Here is a 25,589-nt window from a genome sequence, read left to right on the forward strand (position 1 = left end):
GTTTTTGTTAAGGTTTTCTTTAAAGGTTAAATTTTCTTTAGAAGTTAAAATCAATTTAGAAAAGTCTGCACAAAATATTAGTATTAATATAGGGGGAAAGAGTTAATAAATAACTTTATGAGAATTATGAGTATAAATTATAATGAGAATTTTAAAACTTTTCATCTAAGGACAAAGAATACAAGTTATGTTTTGAAGGTTATGGAGACAGGACATTTAAGTCATTTGTATTGGGGAAGAAAGTTAAAAGCTGATAATTTAGAGTATTTTTTTAGGAGAAGATGTTTTGGAAGTTTTGCTGCTAATACTGATAATATAAGTGGATTTCAGTTAGAATTAATACCTCAGGAGTGTCCAACCTTTGGAGCTACTGATTTAAGAAGTCCAAATTTAGAGTTTCAATATGAAGATGGTACATCAGTTACTGATTTAAGATATAAGTCACATAGAATTTATGAAGGAAAGCAAAGACTTTCAGGTTTACCATCTGTGTATGTTGAAAATGAGGAAGAGGCTACTTCCCTAGAAATAACTTTAGTTGATTCTTTAAAAGGCTTAGAGGTTATCTTAACATATAATGTTTTTGAAAACTTTGATGCTATTACAAGAAGTTTAAAGATAGTGAATAATAGTGATGAAAGGATAAATATAGAGAAAGTTTTAAGTGCCAATGTAGACTTTACAACTGATGAATTTGATTTTATTCAGCTTTCAGGATCTTGGGGAAGAGAGAGACATATTCTTAGAAATCCTTTAAGAAGTGGAAGTCAAGCTATTGAAAGTAGAAGAGGGGCAAGTAGCCATGCTCAAAATCCATTTATGGCTCTATGTAGTAAGGATACAAATGAGGAATATGGAGAAGTTTATGGCTTTAGCTTAATTTATAGTGGAAACTTCTTGGCTAATGTGGAAGTTGATATGTATAGAAATGCAAGAGCTCAAATAGGAATAAATCCTTTTGATTTTAAATGGTTACTTGAGTCAAAGGAAGAGTTTCAAGCACCTGAGGTTGTTTTAGTTTATTCCTCAAGGGGACTAAATGGAATGTCTCAAATTTATCATAATCTTTATAGAAAGAGATTGTGTAGAGGAAATTATAGAGATAAGGTAAGGCCTATACTTATAAATAACTGGGAAGCCACATATTTTGACTTTAATGAGGTTAAAATAAAGGAAATAGCGAAGGAAGCTTCAAAGCTAGGAATGGAACTTTTTGTTCTTGATGATGGATGGTTTGGAAATAGAAATGATGATAAAAGTTCCTTAGGAGATTGGTTTGTTAATGAGGATAAATTAAAGGGTGGACTTAGTAAACTAGCTAAGGACATAAACAATATGGGTTTAGAGTTTGGATTATGGTTTGAGCCTGAGATGATTTCACCTATTAGTAAGCTTTATGAAAAGCATCCAAATTGGTGTATTCATATTCCAGGAAGAACTAGATCACAAGCAAGAAGTCAGTTAATATTAGACTTATCAAGGAAAGAAGTATGTGACTATATAATAGAATCTGTTAGCAAAATTCTTGAAAGTGCAAATATATCTTATGTTAAGTGGGATATGAATAGAAATATGACAGAGGTGGGTTCTTTAGGATTGACTTCAGAGAGACAAAGAGAAACTGCGCATAGATATATTTTAGGGTTATATAGGGTTATGGAGGAAATAACAAGTAGATTCCCTAATGTATTATTTGAAAGCTGCTCAGGTGGTGGTGGAAGATTTGATCCAGGAATCCTTTATTATATGCCTCAAACTTGGACAAGTGATGATACAGATGCCATAGAAAGATTAAAAATACAGTTTGGAACCTCTATGGTGTATCCTTCTATTTCTATGGGATGCCATGTCTCAGCAGTTCCTAATCATCAAGCTAATAGAATAACTCCACTTGAAACTAGGGGAGTTTCTGCCATGGCTGGAAACTTTGGATATGAGCTTGATATAACTAAGTTAAGTGAGAAAGAAAAGGAAGAATTAAAGGAACAAATAAATTTATATAAGGAAATTAGAGAAACTGTGCAATTTGGAGCCTTATATAGATTAAAGAGTCCATTTAATAGTAATGAAGTAGCATGGATGATGATTTCAGAAGATAAGAATGAGGTTGTTGTAAGCTATGTTAGACAGTTAGCCTTAGTAAATGAAAGCTTTAGCAATTTAAAACTTACAGCCTTAGATAAGGATTCAGAATATGAAATAATAGGAGAGGACATAATACTTAGTGGAGATGAGCTTATGTATATAGGTTTAAATATTCCAGAACTTCAGGGAGATTATGTTTCAAAACTTTGGAGGCTAAAGAAAAAAGTTTTATAATGATGGGTTTTAGTGGAAATGAGCTCAGTTATATATCTATAATTAACTTAAAGTTAGAATTATTACTTTAAGTTTAGCTTTTAATTTATATATTTAAATAAAAAATTTTTTCTATCTTTAATTAGAGTATAGATATGGTTATATATAACTTGAAGTATATGGAAAACCACTTAAAATACAGTATAGAATAATAGTTCATAATTAACTTTTTTTATATGTTTTTATAATATATAGGAGTTTAATTATGAACTTTTTTAAGTTATAATTAACAATATATTTTATTAGGATAGTTTGTTTTATAAAAATTTTTTGAAATAAATTATTAAGGGAGAAGTATATTAAATAAGTTGCAAATGAGGATGACTATGAATAAAAAAATATTTAGAAACTTTATATGGTTAATGAAGTATAATTTAAGCACTTTATTTGTTTTTGAATTATTCCATAAGGGATTGGCTTTGATATTAATTTGGCCAATTATTCAATTATTCATAAATTTATCAATAAAAAGATCAGGATATGTGTATCTTGTTACGGAAAATCTAATTAAGATATTAACTAATCCATCATCAATAATATTAATGTTAATATCAATTATAATTTTAGGATTTTATATGTTCTTTGAAATAACTGCTGTAATCATATGTATTGATGAGGCTAGGAAAGGCCATAAAATTAAGGTGTCTAAGTTGATTTTTGCTGCTTTCAAAAGAAGTTTAGTAATATTAAATCCTAAAAATATATTGTTATTTATATTTGTATTGCTAATAATACCACTTACTAATTTTAATTTAACTTCTGGGTTAGTAGGAAGTATAAAAGTACCAGAATATATTTTAGACTACATATACTCAAATACTATTTTAAATATAATTTATACAATTATATTCTTACTATTATATATATTGGTTAGTAGATGGATTTTTAGTATTTATGAAATAACATTAAATACTAAAAGTTTTAATAGGGCAGTAAAAGAGAGTTTGAAGTTTACAAAGGGAAAATTAATTAAAATAATTCTTTATTCCATAAGTTTATTTACTATTATGTATTTAGTTGGATTTTTAATTAATATTATTGGAATTTTTTTAATTGCAGTATGGACCAAATATGTTACTGATATGAATGGCTTGAAAGAATTATTTATAAGTAGAAGTATTATGTTTGACTATTATTCTGCTTTTATTGGAGGAATATTTTTATTTTTAATAAGTATAGGCTTCTTTTTAACTCTTTATTATGAATATAAAGGTATTGATATATGCAAAAATAAAGTTCAGAATAAGAGAAAAGTTAAAAAGGGGGAAGTATTAAAAAAGTTTTTAAAATTAGTAATTATAGTATTAGTTATTGATATAGAAGCATTTGCTTTTTCTAATAATAGTCAAAGTATTTTTAATCTAGAAATGTTTTATAATACTACAGCTACAGCTCATAGGGGAGCATCTTTGTTAGCACCAGAAAATACCTTAGCAGCTTTTAAAATTGCAGCTGATAGTAAAGCAGAATATGCTGAGCTTGATGTGCAGGAAACTAAGGATGGTCAACTAGTAATAACTCATGATTCTAATTTAAAAAGAGTTACAGGAGTTAATAAAAATGTATGGGATGCTAATTATGATGAAATTAAAAAATATGATGCAGGTAGTCATTTTGACGAAAATTATAAAGGCGAGAAAATGCCTACTCTTGAGGAAGTTTTAAAGTTTTCTAAAGGAAAAATAAAATTACTAATAGAGATAAAGTTACATGGTCATGAAAAAGATGATGTAGTTAAAAAAGTAGTGGATTTAATAAAAGAAAATAAAATGAGTAATCAATGTATAATAGGTTCCATGGACAAAAATATATTAAAAGAAGCAAAAAAGATAGATTCAAATATGATTACTTGTTATATAACAGCTTTTGCTTATGGTGATTTTTATGATTGGGATTTTGTTGATATATACTCTATAGAATCAACATTTGTAAATGAAACTACAGTTGATAATGTACATGATATGGGGAAACAAATTTTCGTATGGAGTGTAAATAATGAGAGTGAAATGGAACGATTAATAGATTTAAATGTAGACAGTATAATTACAGATAATCCATACTTAGTATTAGATACTATACATTGGAAAGAAAATAACTTTATAAAATTAATTGCAGATGAGCTTTTCTGATTAGTTTAAATAAGAAAATAGATAAGATATATGAATAAATTATTGTGTAATAAATATTTATAAAATAAACTTGAAATTTCAAATTGTTATGAAAGTATTATTAACATAATTTTATTCAATAAGTAAAAAGCATCCAAACTTTAATTGGATGCTTTTTGCTTGTTTTTTTTATATTTTTTAAGTTTTTTAATCAATTTCTTTTGCCACCACTACTATTCTGGCGTTAACAAAATCATATCCACAGGTTATTAGAGTTAAGATTCTATCGTTATCCTGTAAATCTATACCTTCTCTTTTAAATAGTGATTTTGATTCTTGTTCTTTTAAATATTTTTCATACTCTTCTTTATTTGAAAATTTGATTTTTATTTGAGATTCTAAGTCCTTAGCATTTTCTTGGTAAACTGAAAAAATTTCGAATGTTGATTTTTTTCCATCTCTATAAAGAGTTATATATTTATTTGCATTGAAGAAATTTTCATTTTTAAAATGTTTAATTTGAGCAAACATAGTATCATTTCTCATGTTATGACCATAAACAACTATATTAGAATCCTCATTTAAATTGTTTTCTGAGTCAACAAAGATTGAACCTGAGAAGCTTTTTTCTTTGTTAAAGTTATGATGTAAGTAGAAGTCATTATCTTTTCCTTGAACCACTGGAAAATCTATATTAGTTCCTTCAACATTTATCCAAAATTTATAGTCTGGATTTATATTTTTTAAATTTTTTTCATTTTCTATATCTTTCTTGTTTTCCTCTGGATCTTTGTTAATAGAAGAATCAGATAGAGGAGAAAGAATTCTTAAGCTATCATAATCTTTTGAATCAGTATAATATCCTAAACGTTTTTGATATATTTTCATTACACAAAAGAAAATTATAATTAACAGAATTAAACTTAGTATTTTTTTAATTCTTATTGAACTTTTCATAATACTCACCTCTAAATAACGAATTAAATTTTTCCAATAAAACTACGATAATTTCAATATTACACCAATTTATTAGTTAATACAATAATAGATTTTTACATCTTGTTATTTACGTTTACGTAAAGAAAGGTGTAATTCACGCCAGATTTATTGAGCCAGTGAATCTATGATGATATAAATACTTTGAGAATAAGAAGTTAAAACTATAATAGTGTAAAAATACTTGAATAATTTTATAACTGAATAAGATAACAAACATTTATGATAAATCCTTGTTGTAATTGAGTTCTTACATAACAATGAAAGCAAAAGGTTAAACATAAATGTTTCAGAATACAATTATAGCAAATGAATCATCAATACATAAATTAAAAATTCGATTTTTATTTAACTAGCCACAAATAAAGCATTTAGAAGATATAATGAATGCTATGATATCAAAAGGGTTTAAAGGTAAAGTTTCAAACGTAGCATAACTTACTAAGGCAAGTCATCGAACTAGTATAATTAGATTTCTTTCAAATATTCCATGGGATGAAAAGTTTATAGAAAAAAACATTAAAATCATAATTATAACTTTTATGTCAAAGTACTAAAAGGAAAGTTTGTTTTATAGCTATATTTATTAAAAAGGAGGTGTGTTTGTCAAAATAAAGAAGAAAATATATATAAAGGAGGAGTTATGAAAATAAATAAAAAAATTTTTAGCATGCTATTTATGGTTATTGTACTTTTTACATGCATATCATCAAATTTTTCTGTTTCTGCTTCTTCTATTCAAAGAGGAAGAGATATCAGTAATGAGGTAGTTACAAGCCTAGTGGCTACTCCAAATAGTATAAATGATGGTGGAAACGTTCAGGTTCGTTTGGAATTTAAAGAAAATCATCAAAGAAATATACAAAGTGGAGATACTATAACTGTCAAATGGACAAATTCAGGGGAAGTATTTTTTGAAGGATATGAAAAAACAATTCCACTTTATATAAAAGACCAAAATGTTGGTCAAGCAGTAATAGAGAAAACAGGTGCAACACTTACATTTAATGATAAAATAGATAAATTAGATGATGTTGGTGGATGGGCAACATTTACTTTGCAAGGAAGAAACATTACCTCAGGTAATCATGAACACACAGGAATAGCATATATTATATCTGGTTCAAAGCGGGCAGATGTAAATATAACCAAACCAGAATCAGGTACAACTAGTGTATTCTATTATAAAACAGGTAGTATGTATACCAATGATACAAATCATGTCAATTGGTGGTTACTGGTGAATCCAAGCAAGGTATATTCTGAAAAAAACGTTTATATTCAAGATGAAATCCAAGGCGGACAAACATTAGAACCTGATTCTTTTGAAATAGTAGTAACTTGGTATGATGGTTATGTAGAAAAGTTTAAAGGAAAAGAAGCGATAAGGGAATTCCATAATAAATATCCAAATTCAAATATATCGGTATCAGAAAATAAAATAACAGTAAACATTTCACAAGAGGATTCCACACAAAAGTTTATTAATATTTTTTATAAAACTAAGATTACAAATCCGAAACAAAAAGAATTCGTTAATAATACAAAAGCATGGTTTAAAGAGTATAATAAGCCAGCTGTAAATGGAGAATCCTTTAACCATAGCGTACAAAATATTAATGCAGATGCTGGAGTTAATGGAACTGTAAAAGGCGAATTAAAAATCATAAAAACATTAAAAGATAAAAGTATTCCAATTAAAGATGTTCAGTTTAAGATGAGAAGAGTTGATAATACAGTTATCAAAGATGGTAAAAAAGAATTATTACTAACAACTGATGATAAAGGTATTGCAAATGTAAAAGGTCTTCCTGTAGGAAAATATGAAGTAAAAGAGATTTCAGCTCCAGAATGGATTGCTTTTAATCCTCTTATTGCACCAAAATTGGAATTCACAATATCAGATCAGGACACAGAAGGCAAATTGTGGGCTGTTGAAAATGAATTAAAGACAATTTCAATTCCGGTTGAAAAGGTCTGGGTAGGACAAACTAGTGAACGAGCAGAAATCAAGCTTTTTGCAGATGGTATTGAAGTAGACAAAGTGATTTTAAATGCAGATAACAATTGGAAACACACATTTGAAAATAAACCTGAATATAATTCAGAAACAAAACAGAAAATCAATTATTCTGTGTCAGAGACAACTATTTCTGGATATGAAAGCAATATCACAGGCGATGCTAAGAATGGTTTTATTGTAACCAATACAGAACTTCCTGATTTGACTATTGGTAAAGAAGTTATAGGAGAATTGGGTGACAAGACGAAGGTATTTAACTTTGAGCTTACATTAAAGCAAGCAGATGGAAAGCCTATCAATGGTAAATTTAATTACATTGGTAGTGTAGATGACAGGTACAAAAAAGAAAGCATAAAGCCTTCTGATGGTGAGATTACTTTTATAGAAGGAAAAGCAACTATAACTTTATCACATGGACAAGAGATTACAATCAAGGATTTACCATATGGGGTTACATATAAAGTTATGGAAAAAGAAGCTAATGAAAATGGCTATTTAACTACCTATAATGGAAATAACGAAGTCACAACAGGTGAATTGAAACAGGATACAAAAGTACAGGTAGTTAACAACAAAGAGTTTGTTCCAACAACTGGTATATCAACCACAACAGAGCAAGGTACAATGGTTGGAATGGTGATTTTTTCTATAGGAATACTTATGGTCATGATTGTAGTTCTTTTACAATTGAATAAAGGACTGAAAAGATGAGAAAAAGTGAAATAACTAAAAAAATTTCAATAAAAGATGATTTGCTGTTCCTTGGTCTGAAAATTCTTATTTTCTTAACACTATTAGCAATTACATTTTTGTTTATATTTGGGATTTTTAGATGTAATAACAATATGATGTCGCCTGCATATAAGGACGGAGACTTAGCTATCTACTATCGTTTGCAAAAGGATTACAAGCCATCAGATACGGTGGTAGTTGAAAAAGATGGAGAAAAGCAAATAAGAAGAATCATTGCTAAAGCTGGAGATACTGTTGATATAACTGATAAAGGATTGAAAATTAATGGGTATCTCCAACAGGAGAATAATATATACACAGAAACGCTGCCATATAAGGAAGGCATACAGTTTCCTATAACTCTTGGAGAAGGAGAATATTTCGTATTAGCTGATAACAGAACCAATGCAAAGGATAGCCGAATCTATGGAATAGTGAAAGAAAAAGAAATCAAGGGACTTATAATAACCTTAATCCGTAGGAGAGGTTTATAAAATACTATAAAAAAGGAGACGAAAATATGATAAACAAGAAAAAATTAAGTGCATTATTATTAAGTGGAGCAATGTTGATGAGCATGAGCACATCTGTATTTGCACAAGGAGTACCAACAATTGGGGAGGGTACAGAAGGACATCCTGCAACGGCAACAATTAAAAAGAATTTTGAATTTTCAGAAGGGATTGCTACTCCGCAGGTTACTTTTAAGTTTACTGCAACTTCATCAACTCCAGATGCACCAACTGCAACAATAACAGATATCTCTTATACTGATGGTGAAAATGCAGGGAATGTAACGGATGGAAAATATACTATTTCAAAAAATACTGCAATTTCTTTCGGGGAATTTCCTCATGCTGGATTATATGAATATACAGTTAAGGAAACAAACGAACATGGTACAGGAATAACATATGATACAAATGAATATAAAGTCCGTGTATATGTTGCAAATGGTAAAGATAAACCATATGTAAAAACTATTACATCAGAAAACAATAACGAAAAGAAACCAATCATATTTACAAATACATATAAAAAAGATGCTTCTCTTATTATAGAAAAGAATACAACAGGAGAATTAGCGGATAAAACAAAAGATTTCGATTTTACAATTATATTTACGAAATCTGCAACTTCAGATGATAAAATATTTACTGGCAAGATTGGAAATGAAACAGTAACCTGTGAAGCAGGAGTAGAACAAACATTTAAGTTACACGATAAAGAACAGTTGGTATTTAATAATCTTCCAGCAGGAACAAGATATGTTGTAAAAGAAAAAGGTATACCTAGTGATGGATATACTCCAAGCGTTACAGTAATTGAAAATGATGTAACAACTGTTAATGGAATAAAAGGAAACGAAACAGATGATTTATCATCTTCAACAAATGGAACTAATTTAGTTGGGGAAAAAACGAATAAGGTTACTTTTGTAAATACACATAATGATACACCTATCACAGGTATTATTATCAACAATAGTCCATTTATTCTAATGATTAGTTTTGCTGTCCTTGGATTTGGTGCTTTAGCTATTATAAAAAGACGTAAAACTATAAGATAAATGATAAATATTTGGAAGAAAGTCATTTGTATTGCAGATAATATTGTGAACATATTGATTATATTATGTTTTCTTCCAGTTCTGTTCTATGGGGTATATGCTGTGTGGGATTCTAAACAGATATATCATCATGCAGATGCTTCCTTATATGAGAGTTATAGACCAGCCTCAGAAGATAAGATGTCTTTTGAGGCGTTACAAAAAATCAATCCAGAAGTATTCGGATGGCTTATTGTAAACGGAACACATGTGAATTATCCTTTAGTACAAGCATCTAATAACTCTAAATATGTCAATACTGATGCAAAAGGTGAATTTTCTTTATCTGGAAGTCTTTTCTTAGACTCCCGTAATCAAAAAAACTTTTCTGATATTAACAACATCATTTATGGTCATAATATGGAAAAGAAAGCCATGTTTGGAGAACTGAAAGACTTTGAAAATAAAGAATTCTTTGAAAAACATAAATATGGAGAGTTATACTATGAGGATAAATGGCATAAAATAGAATTCTTTGCCTTCTTATATGCGGATGCTTATGATTCTGTCTTGTATAACACAGGACTTTATGGGATTGATGATTATAAGATGTATCTGGAATATGTTAAAAGAAAAGCAGAACATTTCAGAAATCTACCATTTCAACCTGAAGATCATTTTGTTGCACTTTCAACATGTTCATCAAATTCAACGAACGGAAGGCATATATTAATAGGTAGAATTACTGATAAGACGGAAAACATGAGTTAATGAGGAGGGGAATGATAATCATATGGAAACAAAGAAAATAAGAAACAAAATCCTTATGGCTATCGTAGCATTGAGCTTTATATTGCTTCCAAACACTAGAGTATATGCTACTGAAAATACAGCAAATATTCCTTTGATAGTTAGACAGGAATTTAATGTATATACGAAAGATTCAAAAGCAATAGACATGATTGGAAAATACGAGCTAAAGGCAATAAGTGAAAATGCCCCTATGCCAGAAGAAAGTAAAAATGGAAGTTTTATCTTTAATATAGATGGAAATGATAAGCAGTTTACTATTCCATTAGCTTATACACATGGTGGTGTGTATATCTATCAAATTCAACAGATAACGCAATCTAAAGATAATTACATATATGATAAAAATAGGTATAAGATAACTGTATATGTAAAAAATGCAGAAAATAATCATTTAATACCACAAATTATTGTGAAAAATGAAAATAATGAAAAATGTGAAGAAATATGTTTTTATAACATTTACAAACAAAAAAATAAAATTAATGAGATTTCTAAAACACCATATAAGCCAAATGGAATAAATGTTCCTAAAACAGGCGATACCACAAACATTGGATTTTATATTGTAATACTTATAATTTCACTTGGATTACTTGTGGTATTGAAATGGAAAGAATATAAAAAGAGAAAAAAAGAATAATATGTTAATAGCTAAGAAATTTGAATTATTGTGTTAACGATAATATCACATTAAAATATCTTTGAATTAATTATTATATAATAAAGTTCATACAAATTATAAAATGTACTCTATAGAATAGATAATTTAAAAAAGTCTATTTTGTAGGGTACTTTTATATACAATTAAATAAGAGATTATTAATAGATGTTAAAATGAGTAAAAATTTATTTGCAAATGAAGAAATAGCAATATTATCTTAAAATGAATATGTAAAAAAGTAAGTAATAAAGAAATTACATATAATGATGAATTTAAAATATTATTTATAGTAGAAGATGAAAATGGTAAGTTATTAAGACAAATATTTTAAGAATATGGTTTTGATATAAAAATTTTATTTATGCAATTTATTCATTTAATTAGTAAAAGAGGATAATTCACTTTTAGACTAATAAACCTTAAAACGTAATAGATAGTGTTATTAAAAAAAGAAAAATATTTTCATTATATTGATGAAAAGGATAACTACTTTAGAAAAGTTAAAATAAGTTAAGTTTAAAAACTTTCTATTAAAAATATTTTATTATTTTAAGTAGAAAGTTTTTTTTGTTGCAGTTTACGCTTGAAAATGTGTAGTTTACGCTTGGAAAGTAGAAAAAATTAGTTTAGAAGTTTATTATATTTAACAGAAAGTTTTCAAATAATTACAAAAATAGAAAAAATATTGATGGATATATATTTGACATGATATGTTTAATATGAATTATTGAAAGATTGAGTTAATTATTATAATTTACGTGGCTTGTTAACATTATTAGGAGGGAAAATATGTTGAATATAGCTATATGTGACGATGAGAAATTTCAATGTGCTATAGTAAAAAAGATGATTTCAAAAATATGTGCTAAAAATAATATGGAAATAAGTATTGATGAATTTAATTCTGCAAGTGAATTAATTAATATCTACAATAGAAATATTAAAAAATATAGTATAATTTTATGTGACATAATTATGGATGAAATGAATGGAATTGAGTTGATTAGGAGAATGAGAAAAATAGATTCATCATTTCAAGCAATAATTATAACTGGAAGTAATGAATATGTATTTGATGGCTATGATGTTGGAGCTTTAAATTATCTTATTAAACCAGTTGATTCTAATAAATTAGAAAAAGAATTTTTGAGAGCGATTAAGAGTTTAAATTATGCTAGTCCATCAACATATACAATTAATATAAATGGAAAAATAAGTTTTATAGATTTATCTTCAGTTTTATTCTTTGAAGTTAACAATAAGACTATCACAGCTAATCTAGAAAATAAAAATATAGATTTTAGTATGAAAATAAAAGTTTTAGAAGAAGAGTTAGAAGATAAAAATTTTTTAAGGTGCCATAGAAGTTATTTGGTAAATATGTCTCAAGTTGAAGCTATATTAAAAAATAAAATTATTCTTAAACATGGAATTAGTATTCCTATTGGAAGATGTTATAAAAAGTATTTGAAAAAATATTTACTAGAAATGGTTAATGGTATTTAGCAATATGCAATTCAACTATTTTACTAGCTTTTTATATAATATATATATAGTTTCATTAGGAATTATGTTTTTTTTTAAGTTAAGGAAAAAGTTAACCTTAAAAAAGAGAATTCTAAGTATAGGTTTCATAAGCATACTAGTTTTATTTATGAATTTAAATTTTAAGATTAGTATTTTTTATTGCATGGCTGAGGCAATAATAATATTTTCTATTATACATATTGCTGTAATCAATGAAATGTTTGTAAGTTTGACAATAACATCAGTATATTTATTGGCTGTATATTTAGCTAGATACATAATTTTTTTAGTATATTCAATAATGCTTTTTGACTTAAATATACTAAGAATTTTAGACTGTAAATTATTTAACCTATTTATGGCATTAATTTGTGTTATGCTAATAGGATCAATTTTGTACATAAAGTATTTACTTAGAATTGCATTCTCTAATAAGGTGATTACTATAAAAAATTACACTATATTTACTGTTATTTTAGCAATAGCAGTTATATTATCGATTAAAGTATTTGATAGTATAAAATTAAGTGGTATTTATATATATAAGGCCTGTATAATTTCAATAAATATCACAATATATTTGGGAGTAGTATATTCATGTGTATATAGAAAATATAAGGACAAAAAATTGGAATCGAAGTTAAAGTTACTAGAAAATCAATTAGATTATCAAAAGTATTATTATGAAAAAGTAATTGGTAACTATGATGATAGTAAAAAAGTATTACATGATATAAACAATCATATGAATGTAATAAAATACTTTTTGGAAAATGAAGATTATAAAAGCATGGGTGACTACATAAATAAATTAAGTGATAGAATTCCTGATGGTAAAAATAGTAATATTTGTTCTGATAAAATAATAAATGCTATATGCTTGGAAAAATCTAGAATATGTAAAGAAAAAAATATAAATATAAGTTTTGATTTAGTAGTGAACTACGAACTAAATATAGATCCTATAGATATTTGTACAGTATTTGGAAATTTAATAGATAATGCCATTGAAGCATGTGACAATATGAGGTCAGTAAAGAAATTTATTCAGGTAAGTGCTAGAATTTGTTTAAATCAATTACATATTAAAATAATTAACTCTAAGGAAAATAAGATTAAGAAACGGAATGGAAAGTTTTTAAGTAGTAAGATTGATATTAAGAATCATGGAATAGGATTAGAAAATGTTAAACAAGCAGTATATAAAAATCAGGGAGATATTAAGTTTAGAGATTTCAGTAATTTATTTGAGGTAAATCTATATATGAAATGTAGGGAATAATAAACTGAATATATGTTTAATAAGAATATATTTATAAAAATTATATGTTTACTTAATTAATTTACAAAATGTACTGTAAAAATGTCCAATTTTTAGATAAAATATATAGTATATAACAATTTATCTCACAAATAAAAATATGGAGGAAAAATATGAAGAATGGAAAAAGAGTTAAAAATCCTAAAAGAAATTCTTCTAACAGAAGTAAATCTAAGGTTCTAGATATTTCAATAATAATTTTAATAATAGCTTTAGCAGTAGTTATAGGAGTAGGAACTATAAGAGATAAGAAAACTTTAGCTAAAAATATGGAAATTTACAGTGCAGATTCAAGTAATAAGTCTGAAAATAATGAAAAGCAAGCTTCAACATCAAGTCCTTATGAAAAAATAAAAGATGGTAAAGAAGTTAATATATTAGTTTTAGGTAATGGAGTAGGACTTAGTGAAGGAAAAACAGATGAAAGTGGTAATTGGACAAGTAGTCTTTCTAAGTGGCTAGAAGAAACATATAAATCAAAGGCTAATATAACTAATTTATCCCAAGATAAAGCTACAGTTAAAGTAGGTTTAGAGGAATTAGAGAAAAATAAAGATAGCTTTGATTTAGCTTACATAATATTTGGTGAAAATGATCAAAAAGCACTTAAACCTAATGAATTCAAAGAAGACTATGAAAAAATAGTTAAGAATTTAAAGGAAAGAAATAAGGATATTTCTATAGTTCCTATAATAGAGAATTCTCTTAGAAAGAAAAATGAATATACAACTATAATTGAAGACATTGGAAAAGCTAATGATCTAAAGGTTCTAGATATGGCTACAGTATTTACAAAGGATCCAGCCCCTTATGCTAAATTAACAACTAAGGGTGGAATATATCCAAATAACTTAGGATATAGCTTATATTTTTCTAATACAAAATCTTTAATAGAAGCTAATATAGCAGCTTTAAATTAATATAATTAATCTTTTATATTTTATAAAAGATTAAGTTTATATGACAACTTAAGAAAGTAAAATATTTTTTAAATAAGTAAGTGGTAAATATCACATTTATAGTATACTAATTATTCTAGTTAATAAAGAATAGTTACTATATAAATGTGATATTTTTTTATTTAAGTAAAATTTAATTTTTATAGAGATATTAAATTTAAGGTGGTTAAATATTTACCTTTTTATTTTGTATTTAAAAGGATTATTTTACTTAAATATCCTTTAAAATTGACTTTAAATGCTTTGGAATGATAATATACTTAGGTAAATTTAACATATTTATAAAGTAATTAGGGGCTTTTGTTTGTATGATGTTAAATTAACGTAAGGAAAGTTGGTGAATTTTATTAGGGATTTATTAAATGAGAATAATATAATTCTCAAGGCTACGGCTTTTAACAAAGAAGAAGCAGTTAGATTGGCTGCTGAACCTCTTTTAAAAGATGAAAGTATAACAGAGGAATATGTAAAAGATATTTTAGAGAAAATCAATGACTTAGGACCATATATGGCAATTATGCCAGGGGTAGTTATTGCTCATTCTAGACCAGGTGATTATGTGTTTAAGGATTGTATTAGCATGCTTACTTTAGAAAATCCAGTTGAATTTGGTCATGAGGATAATGATCCAATAGAAATAATTTTTGTTATTGGAGCAAAGGAAAACACAGGTCATTTAGATGCTCTACAAGATTTAGCAAGGGTCTTAATAAATGAGGATTCTGTTAATAAAATTAAAAATGCTCAAAATAAAGAAGAGATAATGGAGCTTTTTATGTAATTTATTAAACTTTTCAAAAAGTAACTTATAAGATATTTTAAATTAGGATATTTTATAAGTAATATTTATTTGTAGATAAATTTTAAGGGATGAATTGACTTCTAAAGGGATAACTATTAAAAAAATTCTTGAGATTGAATCTATTTATATATTATGGAGAGGAGGGGAGATAAATGAAGATTATGACTGTATGTGGATTTGGAGTTGGAACAAGTTTGCTTTTAAAAATGACAGTTGATTCAATTCTTGAAGAGGAAGGAATAAATGGTGATGTTGAAGCTATTGATATGACTTCAGCATGTGGAAATTCTGCGGACTTAATTTTAACATCAAAAGAAATTGGAAAAGAGATAGAAGGGCAAGTAAGTGGAAAACTTGTTTATATATCAAACTTTATGGATAAAGAAGAAGTAAAGGAAAAAATTTTAAAAGCTATAGGAGATTAAGCAAAATATAATAATATATTTTAAATCAATTTTATTTTTGATTTATCATTTTACAGGGAAATTACTAAGCATTAAGTCTATAATAAATTTATGTATGCTATGATAACTTTAAATTTATGTAGAATCAAGGAAAAATTAAATTAGATAAAATAAAAAAGGAATTATTAAAAATGAAAGAAATATTAGATTTTTGTGTAAGTTTTTTTAGAAATCCAGCTTTATTTATGGGGCTTGTAGTAGCAATTGGTTTAATACTTCAAAGAAAACCAATAGATGCTATTTTAAAAGGCATATTTAAAGGAATAATAGGAATGGTAATTCTACTTAAGGGAGTAGATATAGTAGTTTCTTCAATTACTCCTTTAGCTAATGCCTTTTCAGGATTATTTAACACTCAAAGCAACAGTACTTTAGGAGATTTTAATGTATTTTTAGGACAGTATGGAAGCTATGTTGGATTAATACTTCTTTGTGGATTTGTAATCAATATAATCATTGCTAGATATACAAGATTTAAAACTATATATTTAACAGGAAATATATTATTTTGGTATCCAATGCTTTTCTTAGCAGTTGGTATTGAAAATAATATAAGTGGATTAAAGTTATTCATATTCACATTAATTATGTATATTTTAGTTATAACAATATTCCCATATATACTAAGAAAACATGTTAAGTATGTAACTGGAAATGATAGTTTTACTATTGGACACACTGCTTCAATATATTGTTTATTAGGTTCTTATATAGGAAAGCTTGTTGGACAAAAAGATAAAAATATAGAGAGTTTAAATCTTCCAAAGTCTTTAAGCTTCTTTAGAGATACAAATATAACAGCAGCAATAGTTATGTTTATAGTTTATATAATAGTTGGTTTATTTATAGGAAAAGAAAGTAGATTAGCTATATATGGAAGTGAGCCACTTATTACTTATTCTTTAATTCAAGGAATAACTTTTGCAGCAGGTATGATAATACTTTTAACAGGGGTAAGAATGATCTTAGGAGAAATAATACCATCATTTAAAGGTATAGCAGATAAATTAGCTAAGGGTTCAATTCCAGCTTTAGATATTCCTATGATATTCCCATATGGACCAAATGCTTTATTAATTGGATTCATAATAGCACTTATAACAAGTATAGGTACTTTATTCTTATTAGGAGCATCAGGGGTATTAACCTTTGCTCTTATACCACTAGTAGTTGCATGTTATTTTGATGTTGCCCCAGGAGCTATCTTTGCTAATGCAAGAGGTGGATGGCCAGCAGCTATAATTACAAGTGCTTTAGGAGGAATAATCCTAATGGTATTAGCGGCTATTTCCTTAAATTTAGTAAGTGGAACTGTAGGAAACTTCATTCAGACATATGGAGGAAATGAATTCTCAATATGGGTAATAATAAGTGACTTAGTAGGAAAGCTTTTTAGCATATAATAAAAGAGTTTAATTTAGAGATTAATATATAATATTTATTATAGGTAACAAATAAAGAGGTCTTTATAAAAATAATTTTTGATAAAACTTACAAACAGTATGAAGAGAATATCTAGATGAGCTTTAGAATTTAAATTATTACGGAGAAGATATTACGTTAAGAAGCTGAAACTGTTAATTTCTTAGGAATACAATCTCACAAAGTTCAATTGCATAAGTTCAAGATTCCAAATTAAAAATTTGGTCTTTCACTTAAGTTTCGAAGCTTTAGTAATATCTTAGGAGTAATAATTATCCAAATGACTCCAATGTAACTAAAGTTCCATTGGATAAGTTCAAGGTTCCAAATTAAAATTTGGACTTTCACTTAAAATCTAGTAATTCTCGGAATATGTTTGTAAGTTTTATTTTTATACAGGGTTACTTTCCCTTTAATTATGTTGAAAAGATTTATAATCTTAAAAAAAGTATGATATTATAGTAATTATTAAAAAGGAGGAGGGCATTTATGGAGAATTTAAAAGGAATAGTATTTTTTGATGTGGATGGCACATTAATTGATTGTGGTAAGGGATTATATAAACCATCAAATAAAACTAAAGAGGCAATTAAAAAATTAAAAGACACTGGATATTTAACAATTCTTGCAACAGGACGTCCAATGAGCTTTGTTGATGATGGCTTAAAGGAATTAGAGTTAGATGGATATATAGCATCTAATGGAACATATATAGAGTTAAATAATGAAGTTATTCTTAATGATGATATAAAATTAGAGAAATTAAAAGAGATAATGGATTATTGTGTTGAACATAATATTAACTTTATATTAGAGGGACAAAAAACAAGTTATGTTTTAAATAATGATGTGGCTAAAAAAATGGTAGAAAATTTTTCTCTTCCAGAGGAAAGTTTTACTGGTGAGTGGACAGAAGAGGAGCTTTCAGCAAATAAGCTTGTTATTGTTGATAATAATAAGGAAGACTTTAAAGACATATTTGAAAGATTTAAGGATGAATTTGTATTTATGCAACATCCAGGACATTCATCTTATGATATGTATAGAAGAGGATGTACAAAAGCTCATGGAATAGAACATTTAATAAAGGAGCTAGGATTAAGTGATAAGGATACTTATGCCTTTGGAGATGGAGAAAATGATATAGAAATGTTCCAAAGAGTTAAATATGGAATAGCAATGGGAGATGCCCATGAAACTTTAATACCACACGCATACAAGCAAACAGAAAATGTTCCAAATGAAGGAATATATAAGGCTTTATTAGGACTAGGCTTAATATAATCAAAAATAATGAAGTGAGTGTATAAAAATAATTTTTTACAAAACTTACAAACATATTCCGAGAATTACTAGATTTCTCTTTATATTGTTTGTAAGTTTTATTTTTATATTTTAAAAGCTCTTTTACAGTTTTTATTCTATTTTAGAAAAAATGCTATTAAGTTCTTTAGCTAAATCTTTTACTCTTTCTAATTCTTCTGGTGAAAGGGATGATATTTTTTCTTCAAGATGCTTTTTAGTTTTTTCTCTTTGTTTTAAACAAAATTCATGTCCTTTTTCCGTTACTCTAACTCTGATAATTCTTCTATCATTAGGATCTGTAAATCTTTCAACTAAATTTTCTTGAATAAGCTTATCTATAATTGGAGTCATATTTGATTTTGATATAGATAATTTTTTTGCTATTTCCGAAACAGAAGCTTCTCCACCGCAATGCAAATGAAATACAACCTTGGCATGTGATGGCGGAATAGACAATCTTTTAATAATATCATCATGACTAAATACTTTTCTATTTAAACACAATAATAGTGTGTAAAGTTCTTCAGTAGCTCCCATTAAATTTTCTATGGTATTCATTTTTACCTCCTATTGTATTAAGTTCATAAATTTTAGTTGATATATAATATAATAAATGAATAAATTTTTAAAGTTTTTAGTATTGTAGCAAAACACTTTATATTATAACCACATATAACTATTATACACTAAAAATAGTTATTGACATAGAATAGTTATAAAAATATAATTAATATTAAAATATAACTATTTATAAAGGGATAGATTTGAAAAGTTTTGTTTTAGTGAGTATTGATTTTTAAATATATTTTTAGGACTAACTTAATTTCAAAGCAATACAAATTTAAAACATTATAAATTAAAAAAGAAAAGAGGGAAATAAATGTCAAAGCTAATTAAATACTTAAAACCATTTACGGCATCAATTTTAGCTGTTATAGTACTTCTTTTTGCTCAGGCAATGTTTGATTTATCTTTACCAGATTACATGTCAAACATAGTCAATGTAGGAATTCAGCAAGGTGGTATAGAAAATGCTGTTCCAAAAGTAATTAGTAAATCAGAGTTTGATAAACTGACACTTTTTATGAGCAAAGATGAAAAAGAAAAAGTAGAAAGCAATTATACGTTGTTAGATAAAGGTAACCTTTCTCAAAGTGATTATGATGGATATGTAAAAGATTATCCAGCCTTAGAGAAAGAGAATATTTATAAATTAAATACCCAGGATAAAGAGATAATTAATGAATTAAATCCTATTATGGGTAAGGCAATGATAGTTGTAGGTGGAATTGAAGAAAAAGGCCTACAAGGAGTAATGGGAAATTCAAATCTTACAGGAGCTTCTGATAATTCCAAGGCTAATATGGAAGCCAATACTCCTAAAGAAGGAAGAACACAAGGAATTCCTGCTAATACAGATCCATTCTTTATGATTAAGAATATGCCAGAGGCGCAAAAGAATGATATGCTTAAGCAAATTAATGAGAAATTTGAAAAGATGCCAGAGAGTATAGTTACTCAAACAGCAGCTACTTTTATTAAAGCTCAATATACTGATTTAGGTATGAATATAGAGAAGATACAAAGTCAATACATACTGAAGACCGGAGGAATAATGGTTCTTTTAGCCTTTGGAAGTATGATTGCGGCAGTATCAGTAACATTAATAGCCGCAAGAGTGGCAGCTGGATTTGGAAGAAATCTTCGTAGTAAAGTTTTTGGTAAAGTTGTTAGATTTTCAAATGCGGAATTTGATAAGTTTTCAACAGCTTCACTTATAACTCGTAGTACAAATGATATTCAACAAATACAAACTCTTATGGTTATGCTTCTTAGAATAGTTTTCTATGCACCTATTTTAGGATTAGGAGGTATTTTTAGAGTTGTAAAAACAGATACTGGAATGTCATGGATAATAGCTGTAGCCTTAGCCGCTATACTTTCTTTAGTAATAGTTTTATTTGGACTTGCTATTCCAAAATTCAAGTTAGTTCAAAAACTTGTTGATAAACTTAACTTAGTAGCTCGTGAATCACTTACAGGAATGTTAGTAATTCGTGCCTTTAATACAGAAAAATATCAAGAGAATAAGTTTGATGGTGTAAATAAAGATCTTACTAGAACAAATCTTTTTGTTAGTAGAATAATGGGTGGAATGATGCCACTTATGATGCTTATAATGAACCTTATAACTATTCTTATAGTATGGGTTGGTGCTCACAATGTAAATGATGGAGTTATGCAAGTTGGGGATATGATGGCATTTATTCAATACACAATGCAAATCATAATGGCATTCTTAATGATATCTATGGTATCAGTAATGCTTCCAAGAGCATCAGTTTCAGGTCAACGTATAGCTGAGGTTTTAGAAACTAAAGAAAGCATAAAAGATCCTGAAAAGAATGATGAGTTTAATAAAAATAAAAAAGGATATGTTGAATTTAAAAATGTTTCATTTAAATATCCTGGTGCAGAGGAATATGTTTTAAAAGATATTTCATTTACTGCAAAGCCTGGTGAAACAACTGCCTTCATTGGAGGAACTGGTAGTGGTAAATCTACTTTAGTTAATTTAATACCACGTTTCTATGATGTTACAGAAGGTGAAATCTTAGTTGATGGAACAGATATAAGAAAAGTTTCACAACATGATTTAAGAGAGAAAATAGGATATGTTCCTCAAAAAGGAATATTATTCTCAGGTACTATAGAAAGTAACTTAAAATATGGTAATGAAGATGCACTATTAGAAGAATTAGAAGAGGCTGCAAATATTGCTCAGGCTTCTGAATTTATAAATACTAAAGCCTTAAAATATGCAGAGGAAATTTCACAAGGTGGTACTAACGTATCTGGTGGACAAAAACAAAGACTTTCAATTGCTAGAGCTTTAGTAAAAAATCCTGATGTATATATTTTTGATGATAGTTTCTCAGCTCTTGACTTTAAAACAGATGCAGCTGTTAGAAAAGCCCTTAATGAGAAAACATCACATAGCACAATGCTTATAGTTGCACAAAGAATAAGCACAATTATGGGAGCTAATCAAATAATCGTACTTGATGAAGGTAAGATTGTTGGTAAGGGAACTCATAAAGAACTTCTAGAAAATTGTGAGGTTTATAAGCAAATAGCTTTATCTCAACTTTCAAAGGAGGAGCTAAGTAATGAGTAAAGAAAGAAAAGGCGGAATGGGTGGCCCAATGGGTAGAATGGGCGGAGGCCCAAGAGCCGTTGAAAAAGCAAAAGATTTTAAAGGAACAATGAAAAAGCTTGGGGTTTATTTAAAACCCTATAGTTTATCTATAGCTATTGTAATATTATTTGCTATAGGAAGTGCAGCCTTCTCAATAGTTGGACCTAAGATTTTAGGTAAAGCTACTACAAAAATATTTGAAGGTTTAGTTCAAAAGATATCAGGGGTACCAGATGCTTCTATAGATTTTGGATATATTGGCAATATAGCAATGATTTTAGTAGCTTTATACTTAGTAAGTTCATTATTTGGGATTATACAATCTTTTATAATGTCAGGAGTTGCTCAAAAGGTTTCTTATAACTTAAGAAAGCAAATATCAGAAAAAATGGATACTTTACCTCTTAATTATTTTGATACAAGAACAAATGGAGAGGTTTTATCAAGAATTACAAATGACGTTGATACAGTGAACCAAACTTTAAATCAAAGTTTATCACAAATAATAACTTCAGTAGTTACTTTAATTGGGGTATTAATAATGATGTTCTCAATAAGTTGGATTATGACTTTAGCAACATTTATAATACTTCCAGTTTCAATGGTTCTTATATCTTTAGTTGTTAAGAAGTCTCAAAAATACTTTAAATCTCAACAAGAATACTTAGGTCATCTTAATGGTCAAGTAGAAGAGGTTTATGGTGGACACAATATAATGAAAGCCTTCAATAGAGAAGAAGCGTCAACTAAAGACTTTGATGAATTAAACAATACTTTATATAAATCAGCTTGGAAATCTCAATTCTTATCAGGTATGATGATGCCAATCATGTCTTTTGTAGGAAACTTAGGATATGTTTTAGTTTCAATACTTGGTGGATGGTTAACAATTAAAAGTGTTATAACTGTTGGTGATATACAAGCATTTATCCAATATGTACGTTCATTTAATCAACCAATAGCTCAGATGGCTCAGGTTGCAAATATAATGCAATCAACAGCAGCGGCTGCTGAGAGAGTATTTGAATTCTTAGATGAAAAGGATGAGGTAAAAGATCCATTTAATTCAGTAGATCCTTCAGAAATAAGAGGAGAAGTTGAATTTGAGGATGTTCATTTTGGATATAACCCAGATAAGATAATAATAAATGATTTCTCAGTAGATGTTAAACCAGGGCAAAAGGTGGCTATTGTTGGACCTACAGGAGCAGGTAAAACTACAATAGTTAAATTATTAATGAGATTCTACGATATAAATAGTGGAAGCATTAAGATTGATGGTCATGATATAAGAGACTTTAAGCGTGCTGATTTACGTAACTTATTTGGTATGGTTCTTCAAGATACATGGCTATTTAATGGAACTATAATGGAGAATTTACGTTATGGAAGACTAGATGCAACTGATGCTGAAGTTAAAGAAGCTGCTAAGGCTGCCCATGTTGATCATTTCGTAAAAACTTTACCAGATGGATATAATATGGTTTTAAATGAAGAAGCAAGTAATATATCACAAGGACAAAAGCAGCTTTTAACAATTGCTAGAGCTTTCTTAAAAGATCCTAAGCTATTAATACTTGATGAGGCTACAAGTTCAGTTGATACTCGTACAGAGCTTTTAATACAAAAAGCCATGGAGAAACTTATGGAAGGAAGAACAAGCTTTATTATAGCTCACAGACTTTCTACTATACGTGATGCAGACCTAATCCTTGTTATGAAAGATGGAGATATAGTTGAACAAGGAAACCATGAAGAGCTTCTAGAAAAAGGTGGATTCTATTCAAGCCTTTACAATAGCCAATTTGAACAAAGTAGTGCTTCATAAAATGAAATATAAACTTTAAAATTTAAGATTATGAGACTTTAGAATAAGTTATTTTAAATTAGAGTTTTATAGAAGTATGTAATAAATTATTTAGGTTAAATAGTGTTAAAAAGTATTTTTTCTTAAAAATAGTATAAATAAAATATATGAATAATGTAGCTGATATAAATTTTTAGAATTTTAAATTTGTATCAGCTACATTTTTTTATTTTAAAGTAGCTTACTTAATTGAAAATAAGTTACTTTAATGCAAGCTATTTAATTTAAAGAAATTTATTTTAAGATAACTTTTTAAATATTTAGTTTCATAGATATAATTTAATTTACTAGAGAATGCAAAGAATCTAATGTGATATAATTATATTTAACTGAGAAAATAATTATTAATAGCTTTTATTGCTTGGATTTTATTAAATAATTTTAATGAAAATAAGGTATTAAAAGTGAATTTTGTGAGGTTTTTTTATGAAGTTTAGGTTTTTATATGTTGGTGATAAAATCTTAAGTCATAGAGAAGAGGGGCTTTTTAGGGTTTTAAATTGTGAGGAATATTCTTTAAATAAAAAGGTTTTAGATTATAAAGAAATTTGTAATAGAAAAAAATATAAAAATGGATTTAGTGAAGAGAAGTTTAATAGGATTTATCTAAGTAAAAGAGGTTCTGTAATTAATTTTTATTCATTAGGAAGCAAAGAATTCAATGAAGCTTATTTAAATGATACAAATAGGTTTAAGGATATATTTGATTTAAATAAAAATGGTGAAAATGAAGAGATTAAAATAATTTTTTTTGATTTATTTAATAAAAAAGCTAATAAGGATCAATTGTTTATAACTTCATTTATGAATAAATTAGGTGAATTTTCAAAGGATATAAATTGGGACAAGATATTAATCATATTTAATGAAGAGATTATATTTAATAAAGTTACTAATATAGATTCAAGATTTAGAGAGTGCTCTTTAGTCTTAAATAATTATGATGTTAATTTAAATGAGTTTATTCATATTTTAATAGATTTCCTATTATTAAAGGATGATTTAGGAGATAAATGGTCTGAATATAGAAAAAAAATAGCTAACTCTAAATTAACTCTTGGAAAGGTTAAGGGGGAGGATTTTTCAGGAGAGGTAATTATGAGGATTTTAGGGGAGTTTTCTAAAATACAGAGAGATAATTTATTTAAATTAATATTAATGAGCAAAGAAGGAATAAATTTAAATGAAATAGCTCTTATAGAGGATGCTTTAAAAGAATACATATCCTTAGATTCTAAGTTGATAATTAAACAATTAACAAAGGATTTTTTTTATGATGAAGTAAGATACATACTTCTTTCTAAATAAAAAGAATAATAATTTTATAGTTGAAAGTTCTTAAGATAGCTTATAAAGCTGTTTTGAGGACTTTTTTTAGCTTTTAATAAATTTTGATTTTGTTAAATATTTAACTTAAATAACTTAAATAATTATTTAAAAACTTAAATAAATTGTTTGAAAAGGGCAAGGCTTGTACAATAAT

Annotated in this window: 19 protein-coding genes and 1 pseudogene; 18 read left to right on the top strand and 2 right to left on the bottom strand. The window is 27.2% G+C overall.

Annotated elements, in window-relative coordinates:
- Window positions 1-117 precede the first annotated feature (117 nt).
- Both ACYUCG_RS10090 and ACYUCG_RS10095 read left to right on the top strand, forming a co-directional pair.
- Window positions 118-2,319 (top strand): alpha-galactosidase, encoded by a 2,202-nt coding sequence (locus ACYUCG_RS10090; protein ID WP_460268551.1) that lies wholly within the window; start codon window positions 118-120, stop codon window positions 2,317-2,319.
- Between the two features lie 365 nt (window positions 2,320-2,684).
- Complete coding sequence (locus ACYUCG_RS10095) at window positions 2,685-4,487, top strand: glycerophosphoryl diester phosphodiesterase membrane domain-containing protein (protein ID WP_460268552.1); 1,803 nt, start codon at window positions 2,685-2,687, stop codon at window positions 4,485-4,487.
- A 186-nt stretch (window positions 4,488-4,673) separates the two neighbouring features.
- Here ACYUCG_RS10095 and srtB (ACYUCG_RS10100) read toward each other — a convergent pair whose 3' ends face one another.
- Entirely contained in the window at window positions 4,674-5,423 is a 750-nt protein-coding gene (gene srtB / locus ACYUCG_RS10100; RefSeq protein ID WP_057230731.1) for a class B sortase, read from the bottom strand.
- A gap of 682 nt (window positions 5,424-6,105) precedes the next feature.
- Here srtB (ACYUCG_RS10100) and ACYUCG_RS10105 point away from each other — a divergent pair.
- From ACYUCG_RS10105 to ACYUCG_RS10165, 13 genes and pseudogenes are all read left to right on the top strand, one after another.
- The gene (locus ACYUCG_RS10105) at window positions 6,106-8,196 is read left to right on the top strand and encodes a Cna B-type domain-containing protein (RefSeq protein ID WP_057230734.1); all 2,091 of its coding nucleotides are present in this window, start codon (window positions 6,106-6,108) and stop codon (window positions 8,194-8,196) included.
- The gene (gene lepB, locus ACYUCG_RS10110) at window positions 8,193-8,711 is read left to right on the top strand and encodes a signal peptidase I (protein WP_057230736.1); all 519 of its coding nucleotides are present in this window, start codon (window positions 8,193-8,195) and stop codon (window positions 8,709-8,711) included. Before ACYUCG_RS10105 ends, lepB begins: the two co-directional genes overlap by 4 nt.
- A 26-nt stretch (window positions 8,712-8,737) precedes the next feature.
- A complete protein-coding gene (locus ACYUCG_RS10115) occupies window positions 8,738-9,787 on the top strand; it encodes a DUF7601 domain-containing protein (protein WP_164809582.1) in 1,050 nt (349 codons plus the stop codon).
- The gene (gene srtB / locus ACYUCG_RS10120) at window positions 9,788-10,537 is read left to right on the top strand and encodes a class B sortase (protein ID WP_283680577.1); all 750 of its coding nucleotides are present in this window, start codon (window positions 9,788-9,790) and stop codon (window positions 10,535-10,537) included.
- A 22-nt stretch (window positions 10,538-10,559) separates the two neighbouring features.
- Complete coding sequence (locus ACYUCG_RS10125) at window positions 10,560-11,219, top strand: Spy0128 family protein (RefSeq protein WP_460268553.1); 660 nt, start codon at window positions 10,560-10,562, stop codon at window positions 11,217-11,219.
- 194 nt (window positions 11,220-11,413) lie between these two features.
- Window positions 11,414-11,631 (top strand): annotated as a pseudogene (locus tag ACYUCG_RS10130) (IS3 family transposase); the annotation flags it as partial.
- Between the two features lie 398 nt (window positions 11,632-12,029).
- Window positions 12,030-12,746, top strand: coding sequence for a LytR/AlgR family response regulator transcription factor (locus tag ACYUCG_RS10135; protein ID WP_057230744.1), 717 nt, complete (start codon window positions 12,030-12,032; stop codon window positions 12,744-12,746).
- A 148-nt stretch (window positions 12,747-12,894) separates the two neighbouring features.
- Window positions 12,895-14,049 (top strand): sensor histidine kinase, encoded by a 1,155-nt coding sequence (locus ACYUCG_RS10140; protein WP_110071923.1) that lies wholly within the window; start codon window positions 12,895-12,897, stop codon window positions 14,047-14,049.
- A gap of 152 nt (window positions 14,050-14,201) precedes the next feature.
- Window positions 14,202-15,008, top strand: a complete 807-nt coding sequence (locus ACYUCG_RS10145) for an SGNH/GDSL hydrolase family protein (protein ID WP_240297664.1) — start codon at window positions 14,202-14,204, stop codon at window positions 15,006-15,008.
- A 376-nt stretch (window positions 15,009-15,384) separates the two neighbouring features.
- Complete coding sequence (locus ACYUCG_RS10150) at window positions 15,385-15,828, top strand: PTS sugar transporter subunit IIA (RefSeq protein ID WP_110003175.1); 444 nt, start codon at window positions 15,385-15,387, stop codon at window positions 15,826-15,828.
- A 173-nt stretch (window positions 15,829-16,001) separates the two neighbouring features.
- A complete protein-coding gene (locus tag ACYUCG_RS10155; protein ID WP_110003176.1) occupies window positions 16,002-16,274 on the top strand; it encodes a PTS sugar transporter subunit IIB in 273 nt (90 codons plus the stop codon).
- Window positions 16,275-16,444: 170 nt separating this feature from the next.
- Complete coding sequence (locus ACYUCG_RS10160) at window positions 16,445-17,716, top strand: PTS ascorbate transporter subunit IIC (protein ID WP_460268554.1); 1,272 nt, start codon at window positions 16,445-16,447, stop codon at window positions 17,714-17,716.
- A 508-nt stretch (window positions 17,717-18,224) separates the two neighbouring features.
- Window positions 18,225-19,019 carry an HAD family hydrolase gene (locus ACYUCG_RS10165; protein ID WP_460268555.1) on the top strand — a complete coding sequence of 265 codons (795 nt, stop codon included), beginning with the start codon at window positions 18,225-18,227 and terminating at the stop codon, window positions 19,017-19,019.
- 132 nt (window positions 19,020-19,151) lie between these two features.
- Here ACYUCG_RS10165 and ACYUCG_RS10170 read toward each other — a convergent pair whose 3' ends face one another.
- Window positions 19,152-19,598 carry a MarR family winged helix-turn-helix transcriptional regulator gene (locus ACYUCG_RS10170; RefSeq protein ID WP_057230759.1) on the bottom strand — a complete coding sequence of 149 codons (447 nt, stop codon included), beginning with the start codon at window positions 19,596-19,598 and terminating at the stop codon, window positions 19,152-19,154.
- Window positions 19,599-19,920: 322 nt separating this feature from the next.
- Here ACYUCG_RS10170 and ACYUCG_RS10175 point away from each other — a divergent pair, with 322 nt between their 5' ends.
- From ACYUCG_RS10175 to ACYUCG_RS10185, 3 genes are all read left to right on the top strand, one after another.
- Window positions 19,921-22,218, top strand: a complete 2,298-nt coding sequence (locus ACYUCG_RS10175; protein WP_460268556.1) for an ABC transporter ATP-binding protein — start codon at window positions 19,921-19,923, stop codon at window positions 22,216-22,218.
- The gene (locus ACYUCG_RS10180) at window positions 22,211-24,067 is read left to right on the top strand and encodes an ABC transporter ATP-binding protein (protein ID WP_283684301.1); all 1,857 of its coding nucleotides are present in this window, start codon (window positions 22,211-22,213) and stop codon (window positions 24,065-24,067) included. Before ACYUCG_RS10175 ends, ACYUCG_RS10180 begins: the two co-directional genes overlap by 8 nt.
- Before the next feature lie 465 nt (window positions 24,068-24,532).
- Entirely contained in the window at window positions 24,533-25,414 is an 882-nt protein-coding gene (locus ACYUCG_RS10185; RefSeq protein WP_283684299.1) for a hypothetical protein, read from the top strand.
- The last annotated feature ends 175 nt before the right edge of the window (window positions 25,415-25,589 follow it).

The sequence above is a fragment of the Clostridium sp. CTA-17 genome (genome assembly GCF_054767895.1).